This is a genomic window from Streptomyces sp. NPDC127100 (assembly GCF_042724095.1).
Classification (GTDB): Bacteria; Actinomycetota; Actinomycetes; order Streptomycetales; family Streptomycetaceae; genus Streptomyces.
In genome coordinates this window covers 1-19,686 of sequence record NZ_JBHXFL010000028.1, presented here as the reverse complement: position 1 = coordinate 19,686, position 19,686 = coordinate 1, and the positions used below count along the sequence as shown (strand labels likewise).

Below are 19,686 nucleotides of genomic sequence, written 5' to 3'. Positions count from 1 at the left end.
GTTACATCTCCTCGGCTACGTAACTGCGGAGCCAGGACCGGAAGTCGGGGCCCAGGTCCTCACGTTCGCACGCCAGTCTGACAATGGCACGCAGATAGTCGCCGCGGTCGCCGGTGTCGTAGCGGCGGCCCTTGAAGACGACGCCGTGCACGGGGCCGCCGACCTTCTCGTCCGCGGCGAGCTGCTGGAGGGCGTCGGTGAGCTGGATCTCGCCGCCGCGGCCGGGCTCGGTCTTGCGCAGTATGTCGAAGATGTTCGGGTCGAGGACGTAACGGCCGATGATGGCGTAGTTGGAGGGGGCGTCGGCCGGGTCGGGCTTCTCGACCAGTCCGCTCACCTTGACGACGTCGCCGTCCTCGGTGGCCTCGACGGCGGCGCAGCCGTAGAGGTGGATCTGCTCGGGCGCGACCTCCATGAGGGCGATGACGCTGCCGCCGTGCCGCTCCTGCACGTCGATCATGCGCTGCAGCAGCGGGTCGCGCGGGTCGATCAGGTCGTCGCCGAGCAGGACCGCGAAGGGCTCGTCCCCGACGTGCGGGGCGGCGCACAGCACCGCGTGGCCGAGGCCCTTGGGGTCGCCCTGGCGGACGTAGTGGATCATGGCGAGGTCGCTGGACTCCTGGACCTTGGCCAGCCGGCCGGCGTCGCCCTTCTTCTGGAGGGCGGACTCCAGCTCGTAGTTGCGGTCGAAGTGGTCCTCCAGCGGGCGCTTGTTGCGGCCCGTGACCATGAGGACGTCGCCGAGACCCGCGGAGACGGCCTCTTCGACCACGTACTGGATCGCCGGCTTGTCGACGACCGGCAGCATCTCCTTGGGAGTGGCTTTGGTGGCCGGCAGGAACCGGGTACCAAGTCCGGCTGCGGGGATGACAGCCTTGCTGATCCTGGGGTGGGACTGAGTCATGCCCGCCACCATATCCGGTGACTTTGGGAGAATCCGCAACTCGGGATCGCCCTTGCTCACATGAGCACACGAGAACGGTACAGGAGTCACCTTTGACGTTCAGCGGACGTTCCGACGAGTCCGGCAAGCGGGCCCTGCGGCGGGAGTTCCTCGGGGCGAGGGCCGCTCTGACGGCGGACGACGTGCGGGACGCGGCCGACGCCCTGGCCGGCCGGGCGCTGGCGCTGCCCGAGGTCGCGGAGGCGGGCGTCGTGGCGGCGTACGTCTCCGTCGGCACCGAGCCGGGCACCCTCGCGCTGCTGGACGCGCTGCGCGCGCGGGGCGCGCGCGTGCTGCTGCCGGTGCTCCTGCCCGACAACGACCTCGACTGGGGCGTCTACGCCGGGGAGGACGCCCTAGCGCGCGTGCGGCACGGCGGGCGGATGGCCCTGTACGAACCCGCCGGCGAGCGTCTCGGCCCGGACGCGGTGACCGCGGCCGGCGTCGTGCTGCTGCCGGGCCTGGCGGTCGACGCGCGCGGCATGCGGCTGGGCCGCGGCGGCGGGTCCTACGACCGGGTCCTCGCCCGGCTGGAGCGGGCGGGCGCGCGGCCCGCGCTGCTGGTCCTGCTGTACGACCGGGAGGTCGTCGCGCACGTCCCCGAGGAGCCGCACGACCGGCCGGTGGACGCGGTGGTGACGCCGTCGGGGGTGCGCAGGTTCCGCTGAGACCGCTCCCGACGACGGGAACGGCCCCCACGCACGCGTGGGGGCCGTTCGTCGTTCCGGTCGTTCCGGTGCGCCGCGCTACGGCTTGAGCACCAGGGTGTCGCTCGTGCTGCCCTCGACCGCCTTCGCGGAGAAGGACCACGGCAGCAGCTCACCCGCGGCCCACTTGTCCGTCTGGTCGGTGTAGTGGGCGCTGTAGGCGTGTCCGGAGGCGCCGGTGAGGTTGATCCACCGGGACTTGTCGAGGTCGCCGAGGTTGACCACCATCCGCATGGACGGCACCCACACCACCCCGTAGCCGCCGGCCGCGTTCCAGCCGGTGGCGTTGACCGCCGCCTCGCCGCCGCTGAGCTTCCACGGGCCGCGGTTCAGGACGTACTTCACGAAGCCGGGGCCCTCGGTGCCGAGGGTCTGGTTCTTCAGGAACAGGCGGTGCAGCCGGCCCCAGTTCCAGCTGTCGATGTCCTTGCCGAGCTTGGCGGTGAGCTCCCAGCGGGCGTCGACCATGGCGCGCTTGAACAGGTCGTCGCGGTTGTGGTCGGCGCCCTTGCGGGTGCCGTTCGCCGGGGTCGTCCACCAGTCGCTCTTCGGCTTCTCCATCAGGGTGCGCACGACCTCGAACCAGCGGTCGCCGCCGTCCGGCTGCGCCTGGCCGGCGTCGCGCTGACCGCACTCGTAGACCTTGCTGATCTCGTCCGCGGGCCCGGTGCTGTTGACCGGGTCGACCCACAGGCACTGGCCCTCGACCCGCAGCTCCTTGGGCAGCTTGTTGCCGAAGGCGAGCTTGAGGACGTTGCGCCACACCGCGTTGAAGTAGGCGGCGGCGGCCGAGTCGGCGTCCTGGGTGTAGTCCCAGCCCTCGAGCAGCTTCTGGGCCTCGCGCACGTCCTTGTCGGCGATGTCGATCTTCAGCAGCTGGGGCACGAGCAGCTTGGCCATCTCGCTGCTGTTGTCCAGCTGCATCTGCCGCATGTCGTCCGTGGAGATCTTGCCGCCGTCCTTGATCTTCTGCTCGATCAGGGCGGTGATCCGCTGACTGCGGGTGCCGTAGCCCCAGTCCGTCGTCAGGGTGTACGGGTACTTGTCCTCGTCGATCACGGCCTGGTTGGCGGTGACGATGTAGCCGCGGTCGGGCTCGTACTCGTAGGGCAGTTCGTCCGGCTCTATGTACTTGCCGGTCCAGTGGTACCTGGAGTCCCAGCCCGGCGCCGGCACGGAGCCGTCGTGGCCCTTGGCACGGATCGGGATCCGGCCCGGCAGCGTGTAGCCGATGTGGCCCTCGGTGTCGGCGTAGACCAGGTTCTGGGACGGCACGTCGAACAGGGCCGCGGCCTCGCGGAAGGTGTCCCAGTCCTTGGCGCGGTCGATCGCGAAGACGGCGTCCATCGTGGTGCCCGCCTCCAGCGCCGTCCAGCGCAGGGAGACGCCGTAGCCGTCGGCGCGGTCGGGCGCCGCGGTGTTCACGGTGGCCTTCTTGCCGACCTTGACGAGTTCGTCGTCGCGGTCGGACAGGAGGGGGCCGTTGTTCGTCTCGCGGACGACGATCTTCTTCGGCTCGCCGCCGGCGACCTTGATGGTCTCCTCGCGGGTCGTGAAGGGCACGACCTTGCCGTCGTACTGGTAGCCCTCGCCGGTGATCTTCTCCAGGTACAGGTCGGTCACGTCGGCGCCGGAGTTGGTCAGGCCCCAGGCGACGTCCTGGTTGTGGCCGATGACGACGCCGGGCATGCCCGCGAAGGTGTAGCCGGTGACGTCGTACTGGCACTTGGCCGAGACGGTGCGGCAGTGCAGGCCCATCTGGTACCAGACGGAGGGCAGCGAGGGCGACAGGTGCGGGTCGTTGGCCAGCAGCGGCTTGCCGGTGATGGTGTGCTCGCCGGAGACGACCCAGGAGTTGGAGCCGATGCCGTTGCCGTTGACGCCGACGGCGGTGGGCAGGTCGTCCAGGACGTTCTGCAGACTCGCCAGTTGGCTCTCCAGCGCGCTGCCGCTGCCCGTGCCCGTACCGGTGCCCGTGCCCGTACCCGTCCCGGTGCCCGTGCCGGTGCCGTCCGAGGAGCCGGCCGCGCCGCCCTCGAACGTCTCGGTGAGCTCGTCGTACTGGCCCTCCTGGACGATGGCCTTGTTCCGGCTGTACGGGTACGCCGGGTACAGGTCGGCGATCTGCTTGGGGCCGAGACGGCTGGTCATCAGGGCGCGGTCGACCTCGTCCTGCATGTTGCCGCGCAGGTCCCAGGCCATCGCCTTCAGCCACGCCACCGAGTCGACCGGGGTCCAGGCCTGCGGCGCGTAGTCGTTGGTGAAGCCGAGGGCCGCGTACTCCAGCGAGATGTCCGCGCCGTCCTTGCCCTCGAGGTAGGCGTTGACTCCCTTGGAGTACGCCTCGAGGTACTTCTTCGTGGAGGGCGACAGCTTCTCGTCGTACTCCTTCTTCGCCACCCGGTCCCAGCCCAGGGTGCGCAGGAACTCGTCGTTGTCGACCTGGCCCTTGCCGAACATCTCCGACAGGCGCCCTGAGGTCATGTGCCGGCGCACGTCCATCTCGTAGAACCGGTCCTGCGCCTGGACGTAGCCCTGCGCCATGAACAGGTCCTCCTCCGAGGAGGCGTAGACCTGCGGGATCCCGTAGCCGTCGCGCTTGACGTCGACCGGACCGGACAGGCCCTTCAGCGTGAGGGAGCCCTTGGTCTGCGGGAAGGAGGCGCGGACGGTGCTGATGGACCAGTACGCCCCGTAGGCGAGGCCGCCGATGATGGCCAGCACCAGCACGAGGACGAGAAGGCGTGCTTTGCGCCCCTTCTTCCTGCCGGACTTGCCGGGCTGCTGACCCGAAGAGGCGGTGTTGGTGGGGGGCATCGCTGTCCTTGCTGTCCTAACACGAGCGGCAGGGGCGGGCTGTGCTGCGTACTGAGCGCTGGAGCAACTGTAGGCGCAGGGCCCGCTCCCCCTTGACGCGGAGTCGGGTACGGGCGGGCACGGGCGTTCGATCTTGCCAAGCCGAGCGTCAAGAAAGCGTCAAGAGTTAGGTAAGGTAACGAAGTAGTTGGCCGCGGACTCCCGCGGCTTCGTGTGCCATGTATGTGCGCTCGCGCGCGCTGTGTCCGCACACCGACCCGCGCCTCGTGGCGTGCGCACCGGCGACCGCGCACCCGCGCGCGGGCCCTCGGTGCACCGCGACGCGCGCGGGTGCCCGTGCGCCAGGGAAGGGAACGGCCGCTGACTGTCCACCACCTCAACCAGCTCCTGCTCGTCTGCTCGCTCGTCCTGCTCATCGCCGTCGCGGCGGTCCGCATCTCCTCGCGCAGCGGGCTCCCCAGCCTGCTCGTCTACCTGGCCATCGGCGTCGCCATGGGCCAGGACGGCATCGGCCACATCCAGTTCGACAGCGCCGAACTGGTGCAGGTCATCGGGTACGCGGCCCTGGTCGTGATCCTGGCCGAGGGCGGTCTGGGCACGAAGTGGAAGGAGATCAGGCCGATCCTGCCGTCCGCCTCCGCGCTGGCGCTGGTCGGCGTCGCGGTGAGCGTCGGCGTGACCGCCGCGGGCGCGCACTACCTGACCGGGCTGGAGTGGCGGCAGGCGTTGATCGTCGGAGCGGTGGTGTCCTCCACGGACGCGGCGGCGGTCTTCTCGGTGCTGCGCAGGATCCCGCTGCCCGCACGCATAACGGGCACGCTGGAGGCGGAGTCGGGCTTCAACGACGCCCCGGTGGTCATCCTCGTCGTCGCCTTCTCCGCGGCCGGACCGATCGAGCACTGGTACCTGCTGCTCGGCGAGATCGCCCTGGAGCTGGCCATCGGTGCGGCCATCGGACTCGCGGTGGGCTGGCTGGGCTCGTGGGGGCTGCGGCACGTGGCGCTGCCCGCCTCCGGCCTCTACCCCATCGCCGTCATGGCCATCGCCGTCACCGCCTACGCGGCCGGTGCCATGGCGCACGGCAGCGGCTTCCTCGCCGTGTACCTGGCCTCGATGGTGATGGGCAACTCGCGGCTGCCGCACTGGCCCGCCACCCGCGGCTTCGCGGACGGGCTCGGCTGGCTCGCCCAGATCGGCATGTTCGTGCTGCTCGGCCTGCTGGTCACCCCGCACGAACTCGGCGACGACATCGTCCCCGCCCTGGTCATCGGGCTGGTGCTGACGATGGTGGCGCGTCCGCTGAGCGTCGTGCTGTGCCAGCTGCCCTTCCGGGTTCCCTGGCAGGAGCAGGCCCTGATGTCCTGGGCCGGGCTGCGCGGCGCCGTGCCCATCATCCTCGCGACGATCCCCATGGTGGAGGGCGTCGCGGGCAGCCACCGGATCTTCAACATCGTCTTCGTCCTGGTCGTCGTCTACACCCTGATCCAGGGCCCGACCCTGCCCTGGCTGGCCCGCAAGCTGCACCTGGGCAAGGGGGACGAGGCCGCCGACCTCGGCATCGAGTCGGCACCCCTGGAGCGGCTGCGCGGACACCTGCTGTCCGTCACCATCCCCGAGGGCTCCCGGATGCACGGCGTCGAGATCAGCGAACTGCGGCTGCCCGCCGGGTCCGCCGTCACGCTGGTCGTGCGGGACGGCACGTCGTTCGTGCCGCTGCCGACGACCGGGCTGCGGCGCGGCGACGAGCTCCTCGTGGTCGCCACCGACCCCGTCCGGGACGCGGCCGAGGCCCGGCTGCGCGCGGTCGGACACGGCGGCAAGCTCGCCGGCTGGCTCGGCACCGCGGACACCGGCACGAAGGGCGGGTGAGCGGGGTCGGGGTGCTCGCTTTCACAGGTGGCGACCTGGTTGCCCCCTGTACGATGAAGGCGGCACCTGATCGAACCAACTCTGCCTGAAGCAGAGCTGGCGCGACCGTATGGCGGCCGGAACGTCCCGCGAGCCGGGCTCCGGTATCTACCGCAGTCCGCGCAAGAGGACAGCTCTCGGCGCTCCCGCACGGCGACAGCCACGAGGCGGACCGGCGCTACCAGGCGGCAGAAAGGCACGGCCGTGGCATCCACGGTCACCCCGTCGAAGAAGTCGCCGGAGGGGACGCCGCACACCGCGTCCTCCCGCCCCGGATACGGACCGCTGCTGCGCACCCGCGGCGCCTGGACGTTCCTGCTTCCCGGCTTCGCGGCCCGCCAGCCGTTCGCCATGCTGACGATCTCCATCGTGCTGCTGGTGCAGCACACCACCGGCTCGTACGGCGTCGCGGGCGCCGCCGCGGCCGTCACCGGCGTCTCCATGGCCCTGTTCGCCCCCTACAGCGGCCGGCTCGCCGACCGTCTCGGCCAGCGCGCCGTCCTGCTGCCCGGCGTGCTCGTGCACGCCCTGTCCGGCCTGACCCTGACCGTCCTCGCCCTCTCGGACGCCCCGCTGTGGGCGCTGTTCGCGGCGGCCGTGCCCACCGGTGCCTCGGTGCCGCAGATCGGCCCGATGGTGCGCGCCCGCTGGGGCGTGAAGCTGGGGGGCTCGCCGCTGATGAGCACGGCCGCGGCCTTCGAGTCGGTCACGGACGAGCTGACCTTCGTCCTCGGCCCGCTGCTGGCGACCGCCCTGTGCACGGCCGTGGACCCGGCCGCCGGCCTGGTCACCGAGGCCGCGCTGACGCTGGTGGGCGGTCTGCTGTTCGCCGCGCAGAAGAGCACCCAGCCGCGGGTCGGCGGTGGCGACGGCGGCCACGCGCGCGTGGCGCACGTCCCGGCGCTGCGGGTGCCCGGCGTGCGGGTGCTGGCCGTGATCTTCCTGGGCATCGGTTCCGTGTTCGGCGGCATGCAGGTCTCGCTGGCCGCGTTCACCGAGTCGATCGGCGAGCCCGGCATGAACGGCGTCCTGTACGGCGTCTTCGCCGCGGGCAACATGCTCTCCGGCCTGGTCTGCGGCGCCGTCGCCTGGAAGGTGGCCCCGCAGCGGCGCCTCCTCGTCGGCTACACCGCCCTCGCCCTGACCGCCTCGGGTCTGTGGGCCGCGCACTCGGTGCCCGTGCTGGCGGGCCTCGGCCTGCTGGTCGGCATGTGCATCGCGCCCGCCCTGGTCACCGGGTACACGCTGGTCGAGGACCTGGTCCCGGCGGGCGCCCGCACCGAGGCCTTCACCTGGCTGACCGGCGCCGTGGCGCTCGGCCAGGCGGCGGCCGTCACGATCGCCGGGCAGCTGGAGGACCGGTTCCGGGACGGCGCCGGGTTCCTGGTCCCGATGGGCGGCACGGTGCTCGCGCTGGCGGTGCTGGTGGCCCTGCGCTCCCGGCTGGCGACACCGTCCCGCGACCGGACGGTCGCACGTGGCGTGGGTCACCGCACGCCCGCCACAGTGGACTGAGCCCCAGGAATACGTCACTATGGACCGTCGTTAGCACTCATCGAGTGAGAGTGCCAGGAGGAAGACAGTGCCGACGTACCAGTACCAGTGCACCGAGTGCGGCGAGGGCCTCGAGGCGGTGCAGAAGTTCACCGACGACGCCCTGACCGAGTGCCCGAACTGCAAGGGACGCCTGAAGAAGGTCTTCTCCGCGGTCGGCATCGTCTTCAAGGGCTCCGGCTTCTACCGCAACGACAGCCGCGGCAGCTCGTCCAGCAGCTCGCCGGCGTCGTCGTCTTCGTCGAAGCCCGCCTCGACGTCCTCGTCGTCCTCCTCGGACTCGGGTTCGTCGGCCGGCACGGGCTCGTCGAGCTCCGGCAGCTCCTCCTCGAGCACCACCGCCGCGTAGCACGTTCCACCGGACACCCTGTCGTCGTGCGACGACAGGGTCTTCGGCGTTCCCGCGTCCCCCGAACGGGGGGCGGTTAGGGTGCGGGCATGGCGAACATGGTGAATGCCGAGATCGGTGTGATCGGCGGCTCCGGTTTCTACTCGTTCCTCGACGACGTGACCGAGATAGAGGTGGACACGCCGTACGGGCCGCCCAGCGACTCCCTCTTCCTCGGCGAGATCGCCGGCCGGCGGGTCGCGTTCCTCCCCCGGCACGGGCGCGGCCACCATCTGCCGCCGCACCGGATCAACTACCGGGCCAACCTGTGGGCGCTGCGCTCGGTCGGCGTGCGCCAGGTCCTCGGCCCGTGCGCGGTGGGCGGGCTGCGCCCCGAGTACGGGCCGGGCACGCTGCTGGTGCCGGACCAGTTCGTCGACCGGACGCTGTCCCGCGCGTCGACGTACTTCGACGGGCTGCCGCTGGCCGACGGCACGGTGCCCAACGTGGTGCACGTGTCGCTGGCCGACCCGTACTGCCCCGCCGGGCGGGCGGCCGCGCTCAAGGCGGCGCGGGGGCGGGACTGGGAACCGGTGGACGGCGGCACCCTGGTCGTGGTCGAGGGGCCGCGCTTTGGGACCCGTGCGGAGTCGTCCTGGCACCGGGCGCAAGGTTGGTCGGTGGTCGGCATGACCGGCCACCCGGAGGCCGCGCTCGCCCGTGAGCTGGAGCTCTGCTACACCTCGATGACCCTGGTCACCGACCTGGACGCCGGGGCCGAGAGCGGTGAGGGCGTCTCTCACGAGGAGGTGCTGCGGGTGTTCTCGGCCAATGTGGACCGGCTGCGGGGCGTGCTGTTCGACGCGGTGGCGGCGCTGCCGGCGGCCGGGGAGCGGGACTGCCGGTGCGGGCAGGCGCTGGGCGGGATGGACCCGGGCTTCACGCTGCCGTAGCGGGCGGGCGGAACGCCTCGATCGGGTGACGGAGTTCTCCACAAGCGGCCGGTGGTCCACGGGCCCCGGCGGGAATCGGCGGGACGGCCCATCGTGGTGTCCGCCAGCCGATCCCTCGTCACAGGTGGTGCCCGCCGTGTCCCGTTCCGCCGTTCCCTTCCCGCAGCCGCTCGGCGCCGACGCCCCGCCCACCTGCGAGGTGCCGCACTTCGCTCCCGTGCGGGTGCGCGGCGGACGCCATCAGCTGCACCGGCTCGTCCGGGACCGGCGGCGCGCCGTGGCCGCCGGTCTCGCGGTCACCGCGGCGGCGCTGGTGGCGGCGGGCCCGCATCCGGGCACCGGGGCACAGGACGGCGGCCGGGCGCGGGGGCATCCGGTGTCCGACCGGGCGCGTGAGCGGGCGGCCGGCCCGGTGGCGGCGCCCGTGCGGATCGCCGACGCCGCGACGGTGCGGCTGCTCGCACCGGGTGACCATGTCGACGTCGTCGCGTCCGGGGAGGGCGCGGACGGCGGTGCGTCCGTGATCGCGCGGCGGGCGCGGGTGGTGGAGGTGCCGGAACCCGCCGCCGGGGTGGCGGGGGACGGAGCACCGGAGGCCGGGGCGCTCGTCGTGCTGTCGGTGCCGGCCGCCACCGCGCACCGGCTGGTCGGCGCGGGCGTCCGGGCGCGGCTGGCGGTGACGCTGTGCTGACCCTGCCGGGCACCTCCACCGAGGGGACGGACTGGACAGCACCGCCGGGCGTCGGCGTAGGTTGCGGAGCGGTTTGTTCCACAACCTGTTCATGTGAGGAGTGCCCCCGAGGTGAGCGCGAAGAAGGATCCGAGCGTCTGGCAGGGCTTCAAGGCCTTCCTGATGCGCGGGAACGTCGTCGATCTGGCGGTCGCGGTGGTCATCGGCGCCGCCTTCACCAACATCGTCAACTCGTTGGTGAAGGGCATCATCAATCCGCTGGTCGGTGCGTTCGGCACGCAGAACCTCGACAGCTACAGCTCCTGTCTGAAGGGCCCGTGCACCGGGACGGGCGACAGCGCGACCGGCGTCCGGATCCTGTGGGGTTCGGTGCTCGGCGCCACCCTGACCTTCCTGATCACGGCGGCCGTCGTCTACTTCATGATGGTCCTGCCCATGTCGAAGTACCTGGCCCGCGTGGAGGCCCGCCGCAAGGCGCGGGAGGGCACGCAGGAGGTCGTCGAAGTGTCCGAGCTGGAGGTGCTCAAGGAGATCCGCGACGCGCTGATCGCGCAGCGGGGTCCGGACCGCGACCGCACCTAGCGCCCGCGGGGGTCACAGGTGGTGGGGCGGCTTCTCGTCGAGGAAGCGCTTCAGGTCGGCCGCGCTGTCGGCGTCGGGCCGCTCACCCCACCCCCGGTCGGTGTCGTCCGAGGACTGCTGGTCGAGCGGGTCGTCGAAGACCAGCGCGGGCTTCGGCGCGCGCGGCTCGGGTTCGGGGGCGGTGCTCATGGAATCCAGGGTACGACCCGCCCCCGCGCGCGCTCCCGCGTCCCGTCTCTGGTGTGCTGTGACCCATGACGTCCAGTCCCGTTCCCCCGCCCGAGTCCTCCGCCCCGGCCGCCGGTCACCGGCCGCTGCGCAGGCTCACGGCCCGGCCCCGTCACGAGTCCCATCGCGTCGCCTCGTCGCTGGAGCTCTTCTTCGACCTGTGCTTCGTCGTGGCCGTCGCCCAGGCGGGCGTGCAGCTGGTGCACGCCGTCGCCGAGGGGCATGCGGGCGAGGGGGTCCTGTACTACGCGATGGTCTTCTTCGCCATCTGGTGGGCGTGGATGAACTTCACGTGGTTCGCCTCCGCGTACGACAACGACGACGTGCTCTACCGGATCGTCACCCTGGTGCAGATCGCCGGTGTCCTGGTCCTCGCCGCCGGGATCTCCCGGGCCTTCGAGGACCACGACTTCACGGTCATCGTGCTGGGCTACGTGATCATGCGGCTCGCCATGTCGGCGCAGTGGCTGCGGGCCGCGCGCGGTGCCGGACCGGCGGAACGCGCGATGACCCTGAGGTACGCCGGCGGCGTGCTGCTCTGCCAGATCGGCTGGGTGGGGCTGCTGTTCGTGCCGGCCGCCGGGCGGGCGTGGCTGTTCCTGGTGATGGCGCTGCTGGAGATGTGCGTGCCGACGCTCGCGGAGAAGGACCACCAGTCGTCCTGGCACCCGCACCACATCTCCGAGCGGTACGGGCTGTTCACGATCATCGTGCTCGGCGAGACCATCGCCGCCGCCACGGTCGCGGTGAAGTCGGGCATCGACGAGAACGACGCCCTGGGCGAAGTGCTGCCGATCGCGGTGGGCGGGCTGCTGATCGTCTTCGCCGCCTGGTGGATCTACTTCGTGGTGCCCATCCACGGGCACCTGCGCACGAGCAGGCAGGCGTTCGTGTGGGGTTACGGCCACTACCTGGTCTTCGCCTCGGCGGCGGCGATCGGCGCGGGGCTGGAGGTGGCGGTGGAGCAGGCCGTCGGCCAGGCGCACATCTCGACGCTCGCGGCGTCCGCCGCGGTGACCCTGCCGACGGCGACGTTCCTGCTCACGGTCTGGGTGCTGCACGCGCGCCACTTCAAGGTGGGCGTCGCGCAGCAACTGGTCCTGCCGGCCGCCGCGCTGCTGGTGGTCGGCTGCACGTTCCTCGGGGAGGCGGCCGTGCTGGTGGCGGGCATCGTCCTGGCGCTGGCGGTCGCGGCCGGGGTGGTACTGACGGCCCGCGCGGGCGTGCCGGACCGGGGGACGACGACACCGGCCGCGTGAGCGCACGCCGCGGCCCGGGGTGCCGGGGACCGGCCGACACTGGGGGCATGACAGTTGACGCATTGACGGACGTCGCCGGGGTCAGGGTCGGGCACGCGACGCGGGCCGGCGACGGGTGGCTCACCGGCACGACGGTGGTGCTCGCGCCGGAGGGCGGGGCTGTCGCCGCCGTGGACGTGCGCGGCGGCGGCCCCGGCACCAAGGAGACCGACGCGCTCGATCCGCGCAATCTGGTGCAGAGGGTCGAGGCGGTCGTGCTGACCGGCGGCAGCGCCTACGGGCTCGACGCGGCGTCCGGGGTGATGGCCTGGCTGGAGGAGCGGGGGCGCGGGGTGCGGGTCGGACCCGACCCGGCGCACGTCGTGCCGGTGGTGCCCGCCGCCTGCGTCTTCGACCTGGGGCGGGGCGGCGACTTCCGGGCCAGGCCGGACGCGGCGACCGGTCGGGCGGCCGTGGAGGCGGCGCACGCGAGCGCACCGGGTGCGCGGGTGGCCGAGGGAGGGGTCGGGGCCGGCACGGGAGCCGTGGTGGGGCTCCTGAAGGGCGGGGTCGGCACCGCGAGCACCGTGCTGGAGTCGGGCGTCACGGTGGCCGCGCTGGTGGTGGCCAACGCGGCGGGGTCGGCGGTGGATCCGGAGACGGGCGTGCTGTACGGGGAGTTGTTCGGGGGACGGCGCGTGGCGTATCCGGCGGCGGACGTGCACGAGGCTGCGCGGCGGCGCCTCGCCGAGGTGGCGGCCCGCAACGCCCCGCCTCCGCTCAACACGACGGTCGCCGTGGTCGCCACCGACGCCGGGCTGTCCAAGGCGCAGGCGCAGAAGCTGGCCGGCACGGCGCACGACGGCATCGCACGTGCCGTGCGTCCGGTGCACCTGCTCAACGACGGGGACACGGTGTTCGCCCTGGCGACCGGTGAGCGCCCGCTCGACGCGGCGCTGCCGCTCGCGCTGAACGAGGTACTCGCGGCGGGCGCGGACATGGTCACCCGGGCGATCGTGCGCGCGGTGCGCGCCGCCGGGCCGGTGGACGGGCCGGGCGGATCCTGGCCCTCGTACGACGCGTTGTACGGGGTCCCCTCGGACGCGGAGACGCGCGGGGCGTCGTAGCGGAGCGGGGTCCGGCGGGGTCAAGTGCAAGGCGGCGAGGGGCGATTGTCGCGGTTCTGTCACTGATCGCCTTTTCCGGCGGCCGGCGGGAACCCCGCCCGGCGCCGGGCCGCTCTTCAGGGCTGAAGCGGAAACGCACATCACCTGAAAACATGGAGCAGCCCGTGACAACGCAGGACATATCAGCGCGTCGCGCACTGGTGGCCTGCGCCGCCCTCGTGGTCGGCGCCCTGACCCTCACCGCCTGCGGCGGCAGCGCCAGCGCCGACGACAAGAGCGGCGGAGACGGCAAGGGCGGCACGGGCTCGGTGAAGACCTCCGTGGCGAAGGTCGTGATCTCCGCGAAGGACGGTTCGACCGGCGCGTCGATCAACGCGACCGGCGTGAAGGTCAGCGACGGCCGGCTGACCGAGGTCAGGATGACGGTGGCGGGGACGGGGACGGCCGTACCGGGCTCGGTGTCCGCCGACGGCGCGAGCTGGAAGCCGAAGGAACAGCTGGAGCGCGGCACCAAGTACCGGATCAGCGCGACGGCGAAGGACGCGGACGGCCTGCCGTCCTCGGCCGACTCGACCTTCACCACCGTCTCCTCGGACAACAGCTTCATCGGCACGTACACCCCCGACGGGGGCGCCACGGTGGGTGTGGGCATGCCGGTGTCGTTCACGTTCGACAAGGAGATCGGCGACAAGAAGGCCGTGCAGTCGCACATCACGGTCACCTCCAGCAGCGGGCAGGAGGTGGTCGGGCACTGGTTCGGCGCGCAGCGGCTCGACTTCCGGCCCGACGACTACTGGAAGGCCGGCTCCAAGGTCACGATGAAGATCGACCTGGACGGGGTGGAGGGCGCCAACGGCGTCTTCGGCGTGCAGAAGAAGACCGTCACCTTCACCGTGGGCCGCTCGCAGGTCTCCACGGTGGACGTGAACACGCAGACCATGACGGTCGTGCGCGACGGCGAGACGGTCAAGTCGATCCCGATCTCGGCGGGCAGCGCCGAGAACCCGACGTACAACGGGCAGATGGTGATCTCCGAGAAGTCCCTCCAGACGCACATGGACGGCTCGACGGTCGGCTTCGGCGGCGAGTACGACATCCCGGACGTGCCGCACGCGATGCGGCTGAGCAGCAGCGGCACGTTCATCCACGGCAACTACTGGTACGCGAAGGGCAATCCGCCCTTCGGCAACCAGGGCACCAGCCACGGCTGCGTGGGACTGCGCGACGTGCAGGGCGGCCAGGGCGACACGCCGAGCAAGTGGTTCTACGACCACTCGCTCATCGGGGACGTCGTCGTCGTCAAGAACTCCCCGGACGACACGATCGCGCCCGACAACGGCCTCAACGGCTGGAACATGGGCTGGAGCGAATGGGTCGCCGGCAGCGCCGTCTGACCGGCCCACCGGCTCGCTGAACAGCAGGTTCTGACGGATCGCCGGGTCGCGCGGGAACATCTCGCGCGGCCCGGGCGTTTTTCGTGCGTACGTTTTCCCGGTTCCCAAACATGATGTCCGACCGAGGGGCTACGGTATGCACCCACCAGGTGACATGCAGCAACGCCGGGAGAAACCTTGAGCGTTCCGTACGAGACGGCAGCGTACGAACCAGCCGAGTCGCCCGAGTCTCCGGAGGAGCACCTCATGCGACTGCTCGGCCGCGCCCTGAACTCGTTCGAGCTGCCCGACGAGACGATAGGGCGGCTGGACTGCGCCCTGGCGCACGACGGTTCGCTGCACTCCGCGCACCACAGCGCCGGACTGCACCGCGAGACCTACAGGCACACGTGGCTGCTCGCCGACGGCTCGGCCCTCACCCTCTGGGAGCTCGTCCACAACACCGCCCCGGGCGGCGAGGCGCAGCACGAGGTGTACGTCGACGAGGAGGAGCTGCGCGCCGCCACCGCGAGGCTGGCGCTGCCGCCGGACACGCCCGACTTCGAACTGCCGGTGCCGGTGCAGCTGTCGCCGATCCCCACCCCGCGGCACGTCTACGTCCAGGGCGGCTCCGCGGACCACGCGCGCCGGCTGCTGCGCCGTGCGGAGAACGCGGACCGGCCCGGCGCGGACACCGCCGCCCTGCTGGCCACGGCGTCCGCGCACCAGATCACGCAGGCCTTCGGCGCCCCCGGCCGCACGGGCCGCGCCGCGATCGGCTTCTCGCTCTACGAGCACGCCTTCCTGCTGCGGGACGGCGCCGAGGTCTCCCTGTGGGAGGTCGAGCACACGGCCACGCCCGACGGGCGGCACATGTGCGAGGTGTACGTGAGCGAGGAGGCGGCCCGCCGGGCCATGGAGCGGCGGGCGGCGCAGCCCTCCTGAACCGCCGTCACGGACCGGCCGCGGAACGGCGCGATGCGCCGGGCCTGGTCGGAGAAGGATCCGGCCCGGCGCATCGCACGGTCGGCCGCCGTCTCACGCCGCCACCGGCTGCTCCGTCCCGGCCGTGGAGGCCGACGGGCCCGCGTCGGCGCTTCCCGGTGCCGCGGCCGCGGGCGTCTGCCCGCGCAGGCCCTTGAGGACGACGACCAGGGCCGTGGTGACGCAGACTCCGGCCGCGACGGCGACCAGGTAGAGCAGCGGGTTGCCGATCAGCGGGACCACGAAGATGCCGCCGTGCGGGGCCCGCAGCGTCGCGCCGAAGGCCATCGACAGGGCGCCGGTGAGCGCGCCGCCCGCCATCGAGGCGGGGATGACCCGCAGCGGGTCGGCCGCGGCGAACGGGATCGCGCCCTCGGAGATGAAGGAGGCGCCCAGCACCCAGGCGGCCTTGCCGTTCTCGCGTTCGGCGGCGTTGAAGAGCCGGCCGCGCACGGTCGTGGCCAGGGCCATGGCCAGCGGCGGGACCATGCCGGCCGCCATGACCGCCGCCATGATCTTCATCGCCGAGTCGCTGGGGTCGGCGACCGCGATGCCGGCCGTGGCGAAGGCGTAGGCGACCTTGTTGACCGGGCCGCCGAGGTCGAAGCACATCATCAGGCCGAGCAGCGCGCCGAGCAGGACGGCGTTGGTGCCGGAGAGTCCGCTCAGCCAGTCGGTCATCGCCTTCTGCGCGGACGCGATGGGCTTGCCGATCACCACGAACATCAGGAAGCCGACGACCGCCGAGGAGATCAGCGGGATCACCACCACCGGCATGATGCCGCGCAGCGCAGCCGGGATCGGCACCCGCTGGATCGCCATCACCACGGCACCGGAGATCAGACCGGCCGCCAGACCGCCGAGGAAGCCCGCGTTGACGGTCAGCGCGATCGAGCCGCCGACGAAGCCGGGGACGAGGCCCGGCCGGTCGGCCATGCCGTAGGCGATGTACCCGGCCAGGACCGGGACGAGGAAGCCGAACGCCACGCCGCCGATCTGGAACAGCAGCGCCGCCCAGCTGTCGGCCTGCGTCCACACGAAGTGGTCCATCACCGACGGCGCCTTGTTGATCTCGTAGCCGCCGATGGCGAAGCCCAGGGCGATGAGCAGACCGCCCGCCGCGACGAAGGGCACCATGTAACTGACGCCGGACATCAGCCACGTGCGCAGCTTGGTGCCGTAGCCCTCGCCGGGTTCGCCGCCGCGTTCGACGGGCGTCGCACCCGGCGTCGCGGAGGTGACCTCGCCGCGGGCCGCCTTGCCGCGGACCTCGGTGATCAGCTCGCCGGGGCGGTTGATGGCCGCCTTGACGCCGGTGTCGACGGTCGCCTTCCCTGCGAAGCGGTCCTTGTCCCGCACGGGCACGTCGTGGGCGAGGATCACGCCGTCCGCCGCCTGGATCACCGCCGGGTCGAGCCGGGTGAAGCCGGCCGAGCCCTGGGTCTCGACGACGAGGTCGACGCCCGCCTCGCGGCCCGCGTTCTCCAGCGACTCGGCCGCCATGTAGGTGTGCGCGATGCCGGTGGGGCAGGAGGTGACGGCGACGATGCGGAAGGGCCGCTCGGCCTCCGCCGCCGCCTCGCCGGCACCCGCGCTGCCGTCCGCGGTGCCGTCCGCGGTGCCGTCCCCGGTGCAGTCCGCGGTGCTGCCCGCGGCGGCCCCGGCGGAGGCCGCCGCCGGGACCGCCACGGAGTCCTCGTCGCCGTCGGGGGCGGCCGGTTCTTCCCCGCGGATCAGCGCCGCGGCGGCCGGGGCGTCGCCCACCGAGCGGAGCGCGGCCGTGAACTCGGCGTTCATCAGCTGCCGGGCCAGCGAGGAGAGGATCGTCAGGTGGGCGTCGTCGGCGCCCGCCGGAGCGGCGATCAGGAAGATCAGGTCGGCGGGGCCGTCCGCCGCGCCGAAGTCGATGCCGAGCGCGCTGCGGCCGAAGGCGAGGGTCGGCTCGGTGACGTGCGCGCTGCGGCAGTGCGGGATGCCGATGCCGCCGTCCAGGCCGGTCGGCATCTGTGCCTCGCGGGCGGCCACGTCGGCGAGGAAGCCCTCCAGGTCGGTCACCCGGCCCTGGGCCACCATCCGTTCGGCGAGGGCGCGGGCCGCCGCTTCCTTGGTGTCGGCGGACAGGTCGAGGTCGACCAGGTCCGCGGTGATCATGTCGGTCATCGCGGGCTCCTTAGCTCGCGTATCGCCCGGTACGCGGGGTGACGGGCGAGGGCGGGGACGGGGGTGCTGCGGGGAGGGGTGACGCGTCGGGGAGGAACGGGCACCGGGGTGCCTCCGTGCGGGCCGGGGCCGCGCGGGCCGGTCATGGGACCGGCTCCCGCAGCGGGCGGTCCACCGGCACCTGGTCCGTGACCGTGACCGCGGCCGGGTCCAGGTCGGCCGGAGTCGGCATGACGCTGCCGGGCAGCCGGACGGCGGCGGCGCCGTGCGCGACGGCGGAGGCCAGGGCCTCGGGTCCGCCGCCGCCGGCGAGGAGGAAACCGGCGAGCGAGGAGTCACCGGCGCCGACGTTGCTGCGTACGGCGTCCACGCGGGCGCTGCCGAACCAGGTGCCCGCGTCGTCCACGAGGAGCTGCCCGTCGGCGCCCAGGCTGGCGAGCACGGCACGCGCGCCCAGTTCCCGCAGCTCCGCGGCGGCTTTCAGGGCGTCGCCGATGGTGGCGAGGGGGCGCCCGACGACCTCCGCGAGCTCCTCGGCGTTGGGTTTGACGACGTCCGGCCGCTCGCGCAGCGCCTCGCGCAGGGCGGGTCCGGAGGTGTCCACGGCGACGCGTACTCCGGCGGCGTGCGCCCGGGCGACGAGGGCGGCGTACCAGGACGGGGCGAGTCCGCGGGGCAGGCTGCCGCAGCAGGCGATCCAGTCGGCGCCGCGCGACTGCCGCCGTACGGTCTCCAGGAGGAGTTCCCGTTCGGCCGCCGACAGGTCGGGGCCCGGTGCGTTGATCTTCGTCAGGACCCCGTCGGCCTCGGCGAGCGCGATGTTGGAGCGGGTGGCGCCGGCGACGGGCACCGGCGCGACCTCGATGCCCTGGGCGTCCAGCAGGTCGGCGACGAGGGCGCCGGGTGCGCCGCCGAGGGGCAGCACCGCGACGGTGCGCCGCCCGGCCGCCGTGACCGCGCGCGAGACGTTCACGCCCTTGCCGCCCGGGTCGACCCGCTCGCCGGTGGCGCGGACGACCTCGCCGCGGTCCAGGGCGGGGACCTCGTAGGTCCGGTCCAGCGACGGGTTGGGGGTGACGGTGAGGATCATGCGCGTACTACTTCCGTGCCGTCGCGCTCGATGGCGGCGGCGTCCTCGGGGCTCAGCCCGCTGTCGGTGATCAGCAGGTCCACGTCGCTCAGGGCGCCGAAGCGGGCGAAGTGCTCCTGGCCGTGCTTGGCGGAGTCGGCGAGCAGCACCACGCGCCGGGCCGCGGCGACGGCGGCCCGCTTGACCGCGGCCTCGGCGAGGTCGGGGGTGGTCAGGCCGTGCTCGGCGGAGAAGCCGTTGGCCGCGACCATCAGCACGTCGGCGCGGATCTCGCCGTAGGCGCGCAGCGCCCAGGCGTCCACGGCGGCCCGCGTACGGTGCCGCACGCGCCCGCCGACCAGGTGGAGCTGGATGCCGGGGTGGTCGGCGAGGCGGGCCGCGATGGGCAGGCTGTGGGTGACGACGGTGAGCCGTGCCTCGGGCGGGACGGCGGCGGCCAGGCCGGCCACCGTCGAGCCGGCGTCGAGGATGACGGTGCCCTCGGCGGGCAGTTCCGCGAGGGCGGCCCTGGCGATCCGCTCCTTCTCGCCGGCCGCGGTGGACTCGCGCTCGGCGAGGTCCGGCTCGAAGTCGAGGCGTCCGGCGGGGATCGCGCCACCGTGCACTCGGCGGAGCAGGCCGGCGCGGTCGAGGGCCTTGAGGTCGCGGCGGATGGTCTCCGCCGTCACCTGGAACTCCTCGGCCAGCGACACGACGTCCACCCGGCCGCCGTCACGGGCGAGCCGGAGGATCTCCTGCTGCCGCTCCGGTGCGTACATGCCTGTTCACCTTCACCTTGTGCCCGAACGTGTGGTTTCACCGGAGGCTACGTGCGGTTTTCCGCAATGTAAACAGGCAAGCGGAATCGATCAGACACAACCGGGCACGAACGGGCGTCCCCGTGTCCGTTTCCGCGGCCGCCTTCATGTCGGTCTCCGTCGCGTCCGTCCGTGTCCGTACCGGTGTCCGGTTCACGGGCCGAGGACGCCGCAGCGGGACGCGGGTGGGCCCGGCACCGAAGTGC

The 19,686-nt window shown here is 72.6% G+C and carries 17 protein-coding genes; 11 read left to right on the top strand and 6 right to left on the bottom strand.

The genetic code is table 11. The annotated features are described in order from the left end of the window. Window position 1 precedes the first annotated feature (1 nt). Entirely contained in the window at window positions 2-904 is a 903-nt protein-coding gene (gene galU, locus ACFWJB_RS23245; protein ID WP_385462170.1) for a UTP--glucose-1-phosphate uridylyltransferase GalU, read from the bottom strand. 92 nt (window positions 905-996) lie between these two features. On the opposite strand from galU, the gene ACFWJB_RS23240 reads away from it, so the two are divergent. Continuing rightward, complete coding sequence (locus ACFWJB_RS23240) at window positions 997-1,611, top strand: 5-formyltetrahydrofolate cyclo-ligase (RefSeq protein ID WP_386924510.1); 615 nt, start codon at window positions 997-999, stop codon at window positions 1,609-1,611. Between the two features lie 78 nt (window positions 1,612-1,689). Here ACFWJB_RS23240 and ACFWJB_RS23235 read toward each other — a convergent pair whose 3' ends face one another. Further along, window positions 1,690-4,467, bottom strand: a complete 2,778-nt coding sequence (locus tag ACFWJB_RS23235) for a penicillin acylase family protein (RefSeq protein ID WP_385462165.1) — start codon at window positions 4,465-4,467, stop codon at window positions 1,690-1,692. Window positions 4,468-4,797: 330 nt separating this feature from the next. On the opposite strand from ACFWJB_RS23235, the gene ACFWJB_RS23230 reads away from it, so the two are divergent. From ACFWJB_RS23230 to mscL, 6 genes are all read left to right on the top strand, one after another. Then, window positions 4,798-6,336, top strand: coding sequence for a potassium/proton antiporter (locus ACFWJB_RS23230; protein WP_385462162.1), 1,539 nt, complete (start codon window positions 4,798-4,800; stop codon window positions 6,334-6,336). A gap of 243 nt (window positions 6,337-6,579) precedes the next feature. After that, entirely contained in the window at window positions 6,580-7,890 is a 1,311-nt protein-coding gene (locus tag ACFWJB_RS23225; protein WP_385462159.1) for an MFS transporter, read from the top strand. 67 nt (window positions 7,891-7,957) lie between these two features. Then, a complete protein-coding gene (locus tag ACFWJB_RS23220; RefSeq protein WP_385462156.1) occupies window positions 7,958-8,278 on the top strand; it encodes an FmdB family zinc ribbon protein in 321 nt (106 codons plus the stop codon). 89 nt (window positions 8,279-8,367) lie between these two features. Next, window positions 8,368-9,210 carry an S-methyl-5'-thioadenosine phosphorylase gene (locus tag ACFWJB_RS23215; protein ID WP_385462153.1) on the top strand — a complete coding sequence of 281 codons (843 nt, stop codon included), beginning with the start codon at window positions 8,368-8,370 and terminating at the stop codon, window positions 9,208-9,210. Between the two features lie 136 nt (window positions 9,211-9,346). Then, a complete protein-coding gene (locus ACFWJB_RS23210; protein ID WP_386924506.1) occupies window positions 9,347-9,901 on the top strand; it encodes a hypothetical protein in 555 nt (184 codons plus the stop codon). A gap of 111 nt (window positions 9,902-10,012) precedes the next feature. Then, window positions 10,013-10,483 (top strand): large conductance mechanosensitive channel protein MscL, encoded by a 471-nt coding sequence (gene mscL, locus ACFWJB_RS23205; RefSeq protein ID WP_386924504.1) that lies wholly within the window; start codon window positions 10,013-10,015, stop codon window positions 10,481-10,483. Window positions 10,484-10,495: 12 nt separating this feature from the next. Here mscL and ACFWJB_RS23200 read toward each other — a convergent pair whose 3' ends face one another. Next, window positions 10,496-10,672 carry a hypothetical protein gene (locus ACFWJB_RS23200; RefSeq protein WP_386924502.1) on the bottom strand — a complete coding sequence of 59 codons (177 nt, stop codon included), beginning with the start codon at window positions 10,670-10,672 and terminating at the stop codon, window positions 10,496-10,498. 65 nt (window positions 10,673-10,737) lie between these two features. On the opposite strand from ACFWJB_RS23200, the gene ACFWJB_RS23195 reads away from it, so the two are divergent. The 4 genes from ACFWJB_RS23195 (at window position 10,738) to ACFWJB_RS23180 (ending at window position 15,394) form a co-directional block, all read left to right on the top strand. After that, window positions 10,738-11,970, top strand: coding sequence for a low temperature requirement protein A (locus tag ACFWJB_RS23195; RefSeq protein WP_386924500.1), 1,233 nt, complete (start codon window positions 10,738-10,740; stop codon window positions 11,968-11,970). A 47-nt stretch (window positions 11,971-12,017) separates the two neighbouring features. Beyond that, a complete protein-coding gene (locus tag ACFWJB_RS23190) occupies window positions 12,018-13,076 on the top strand; it encodes a P1 family peptidase (protein ID WP_386924498.1) in 1,059 nt (352 codons plus the stop codon). Window positions 13,077-13,240: 164 nt separating this feature from the next. Next, entirely contained in the window at window positions 13,241-14,470 is a 1,230-nt protein-coding gene (locus ACFWJB_RS23185) for an Ig-like domain-containing protein (RefSeq protein WP_386924496.1), read from the top strand. 177 nt (window positions 14,471-14,647) lie between these two features. Next, on the top strand, window positions 14,648-15,394 hold the full coding sequence (locus ACFWJB_RS23180; protein WP_386924494.1) for a DUF6227 family protein: 747 nt from the start codon (window positions 14,648-14,650) through the stop codon (window positions 15,392-15,394). 93 nt (window positions 15,395-15,487) lie between these two features. Here ACFWJB_RS23180 and ACFWJB_RS23175 read toward each other — a convergent pair whose 3' ends face one another. From ACFWJB_RS23175 to ACFWJB_RS23165, 3 genes are all read right to left on the bottom strand, one after another. Continuing rightward, window positions 15,488-17,593: a fructose-specific PTS transporter subunit EIIC gene (locus ACFWJB_RS23175; RefSeq protein ID WP_386924492.1), complete on the bottom strand. Its 2,106-nt coding sequence runs from the start codon at window positions 17,591-17,593 to the stop codon at window positions 15,488-15,490. Between the two features lie 142 nt (window positions 17,594-17,735). After that, window positions 17,736-18,683, bottom strand: a complete 948-nt coding sequence (gene pfkB / locus ACFWJB_RS23170; protein WP_386924490.1) for a 1-phosphofructokinase — start codon at window positions 18,681-18,683, stop codon at window positions 17,736-17,738. Then, a complete protein-coding gene (locus tag ACFWJB_RS23165; protein ID WP_385473582.1) occupies window positions 18,680-19,441 on the bottom strand; it encodes a DeoR/GlpR family DNA-binding transcription regulator in 762 nt (253 codons plus the stop codon). Before ACFWJB_RS23165 ends, pfkB begins: the two co-directional genes overlap by 4 nt. Window positions 19,442-19,686 lie beyond the last annotated feature (245 nt).

What these genes read in the sequence shown, in the direction of transcription:
- ACFWJB_RS23190 (WP_386924498.1), top strand. Translation starts at nt 12,018, where the DNA reads ATGACAGTTGACGCATTGACGGACGTCGCCGGGGTCAGGGTCGGGCAC.
- pfkB (WP_386924490.1), bottom strand. Translation starts at nt 18,683, where the DNA reads ATGATCCTCACCGTCACCCCCAACCCGTCGCTGGACCGGACCTACGAG.
- ACFWJB_RS23175 (WP_386924492.1), bottom strand. Translation starts at nt 17,593, where the DNA reads ATGACCGACATGATCACCGCGGACCTGGTCGACCTCGACCTGTCCGCC.
- ACFWJB_RS23195 (WP_386924500.1), top strand. Translation starts at nt 10,738, where the DNA reads ATGACGTCCAGTCCCGTTCCCCCGCCCGAGTCCTCCGCCCCGGCCGCC.
- ACFWJB_RS23200 (WP_386924502.1), bottom strand. Translation starts at nt 10,672, where the DNA reads ATGAGCACCGCCCCCGAACCCGAGCCGCGCGCGCCGAAGCCCGCGCTG.
- galU (WP_385462170.1), bottom strand. Translation starts at nt 904, where the DNA reads ATGACTCAGTCCCACCCCAGGATCAGCAAGGCTGTCATCCCCGCAGCC.
- ACFWJB_RS23215 (WP_385462153.1), top strand. Translation starts at nt 8,368, where the DNA reads ATGGCGAACATGGTGAATGCCGAGATCGGTGTGATCGGCGGCTCCGGT.
- ACFWJB_RS23235 (WP_385462165.1), bottom strand. Translation starts at nt 4,467, where the DNA reads ATGCCCCCCACCAACACCGCCTCTTCGGGTCAGCAGCCCGGCAAGTCC.
- ACFWJB_RS23165 (WP_385473582.1), bottom strand. Translation starts at nt 19,441, where the DNA reads ATGTACGCACCGGAGCGGCAGCAGGAGATCCTCCGGCTCGCCCGTGAC.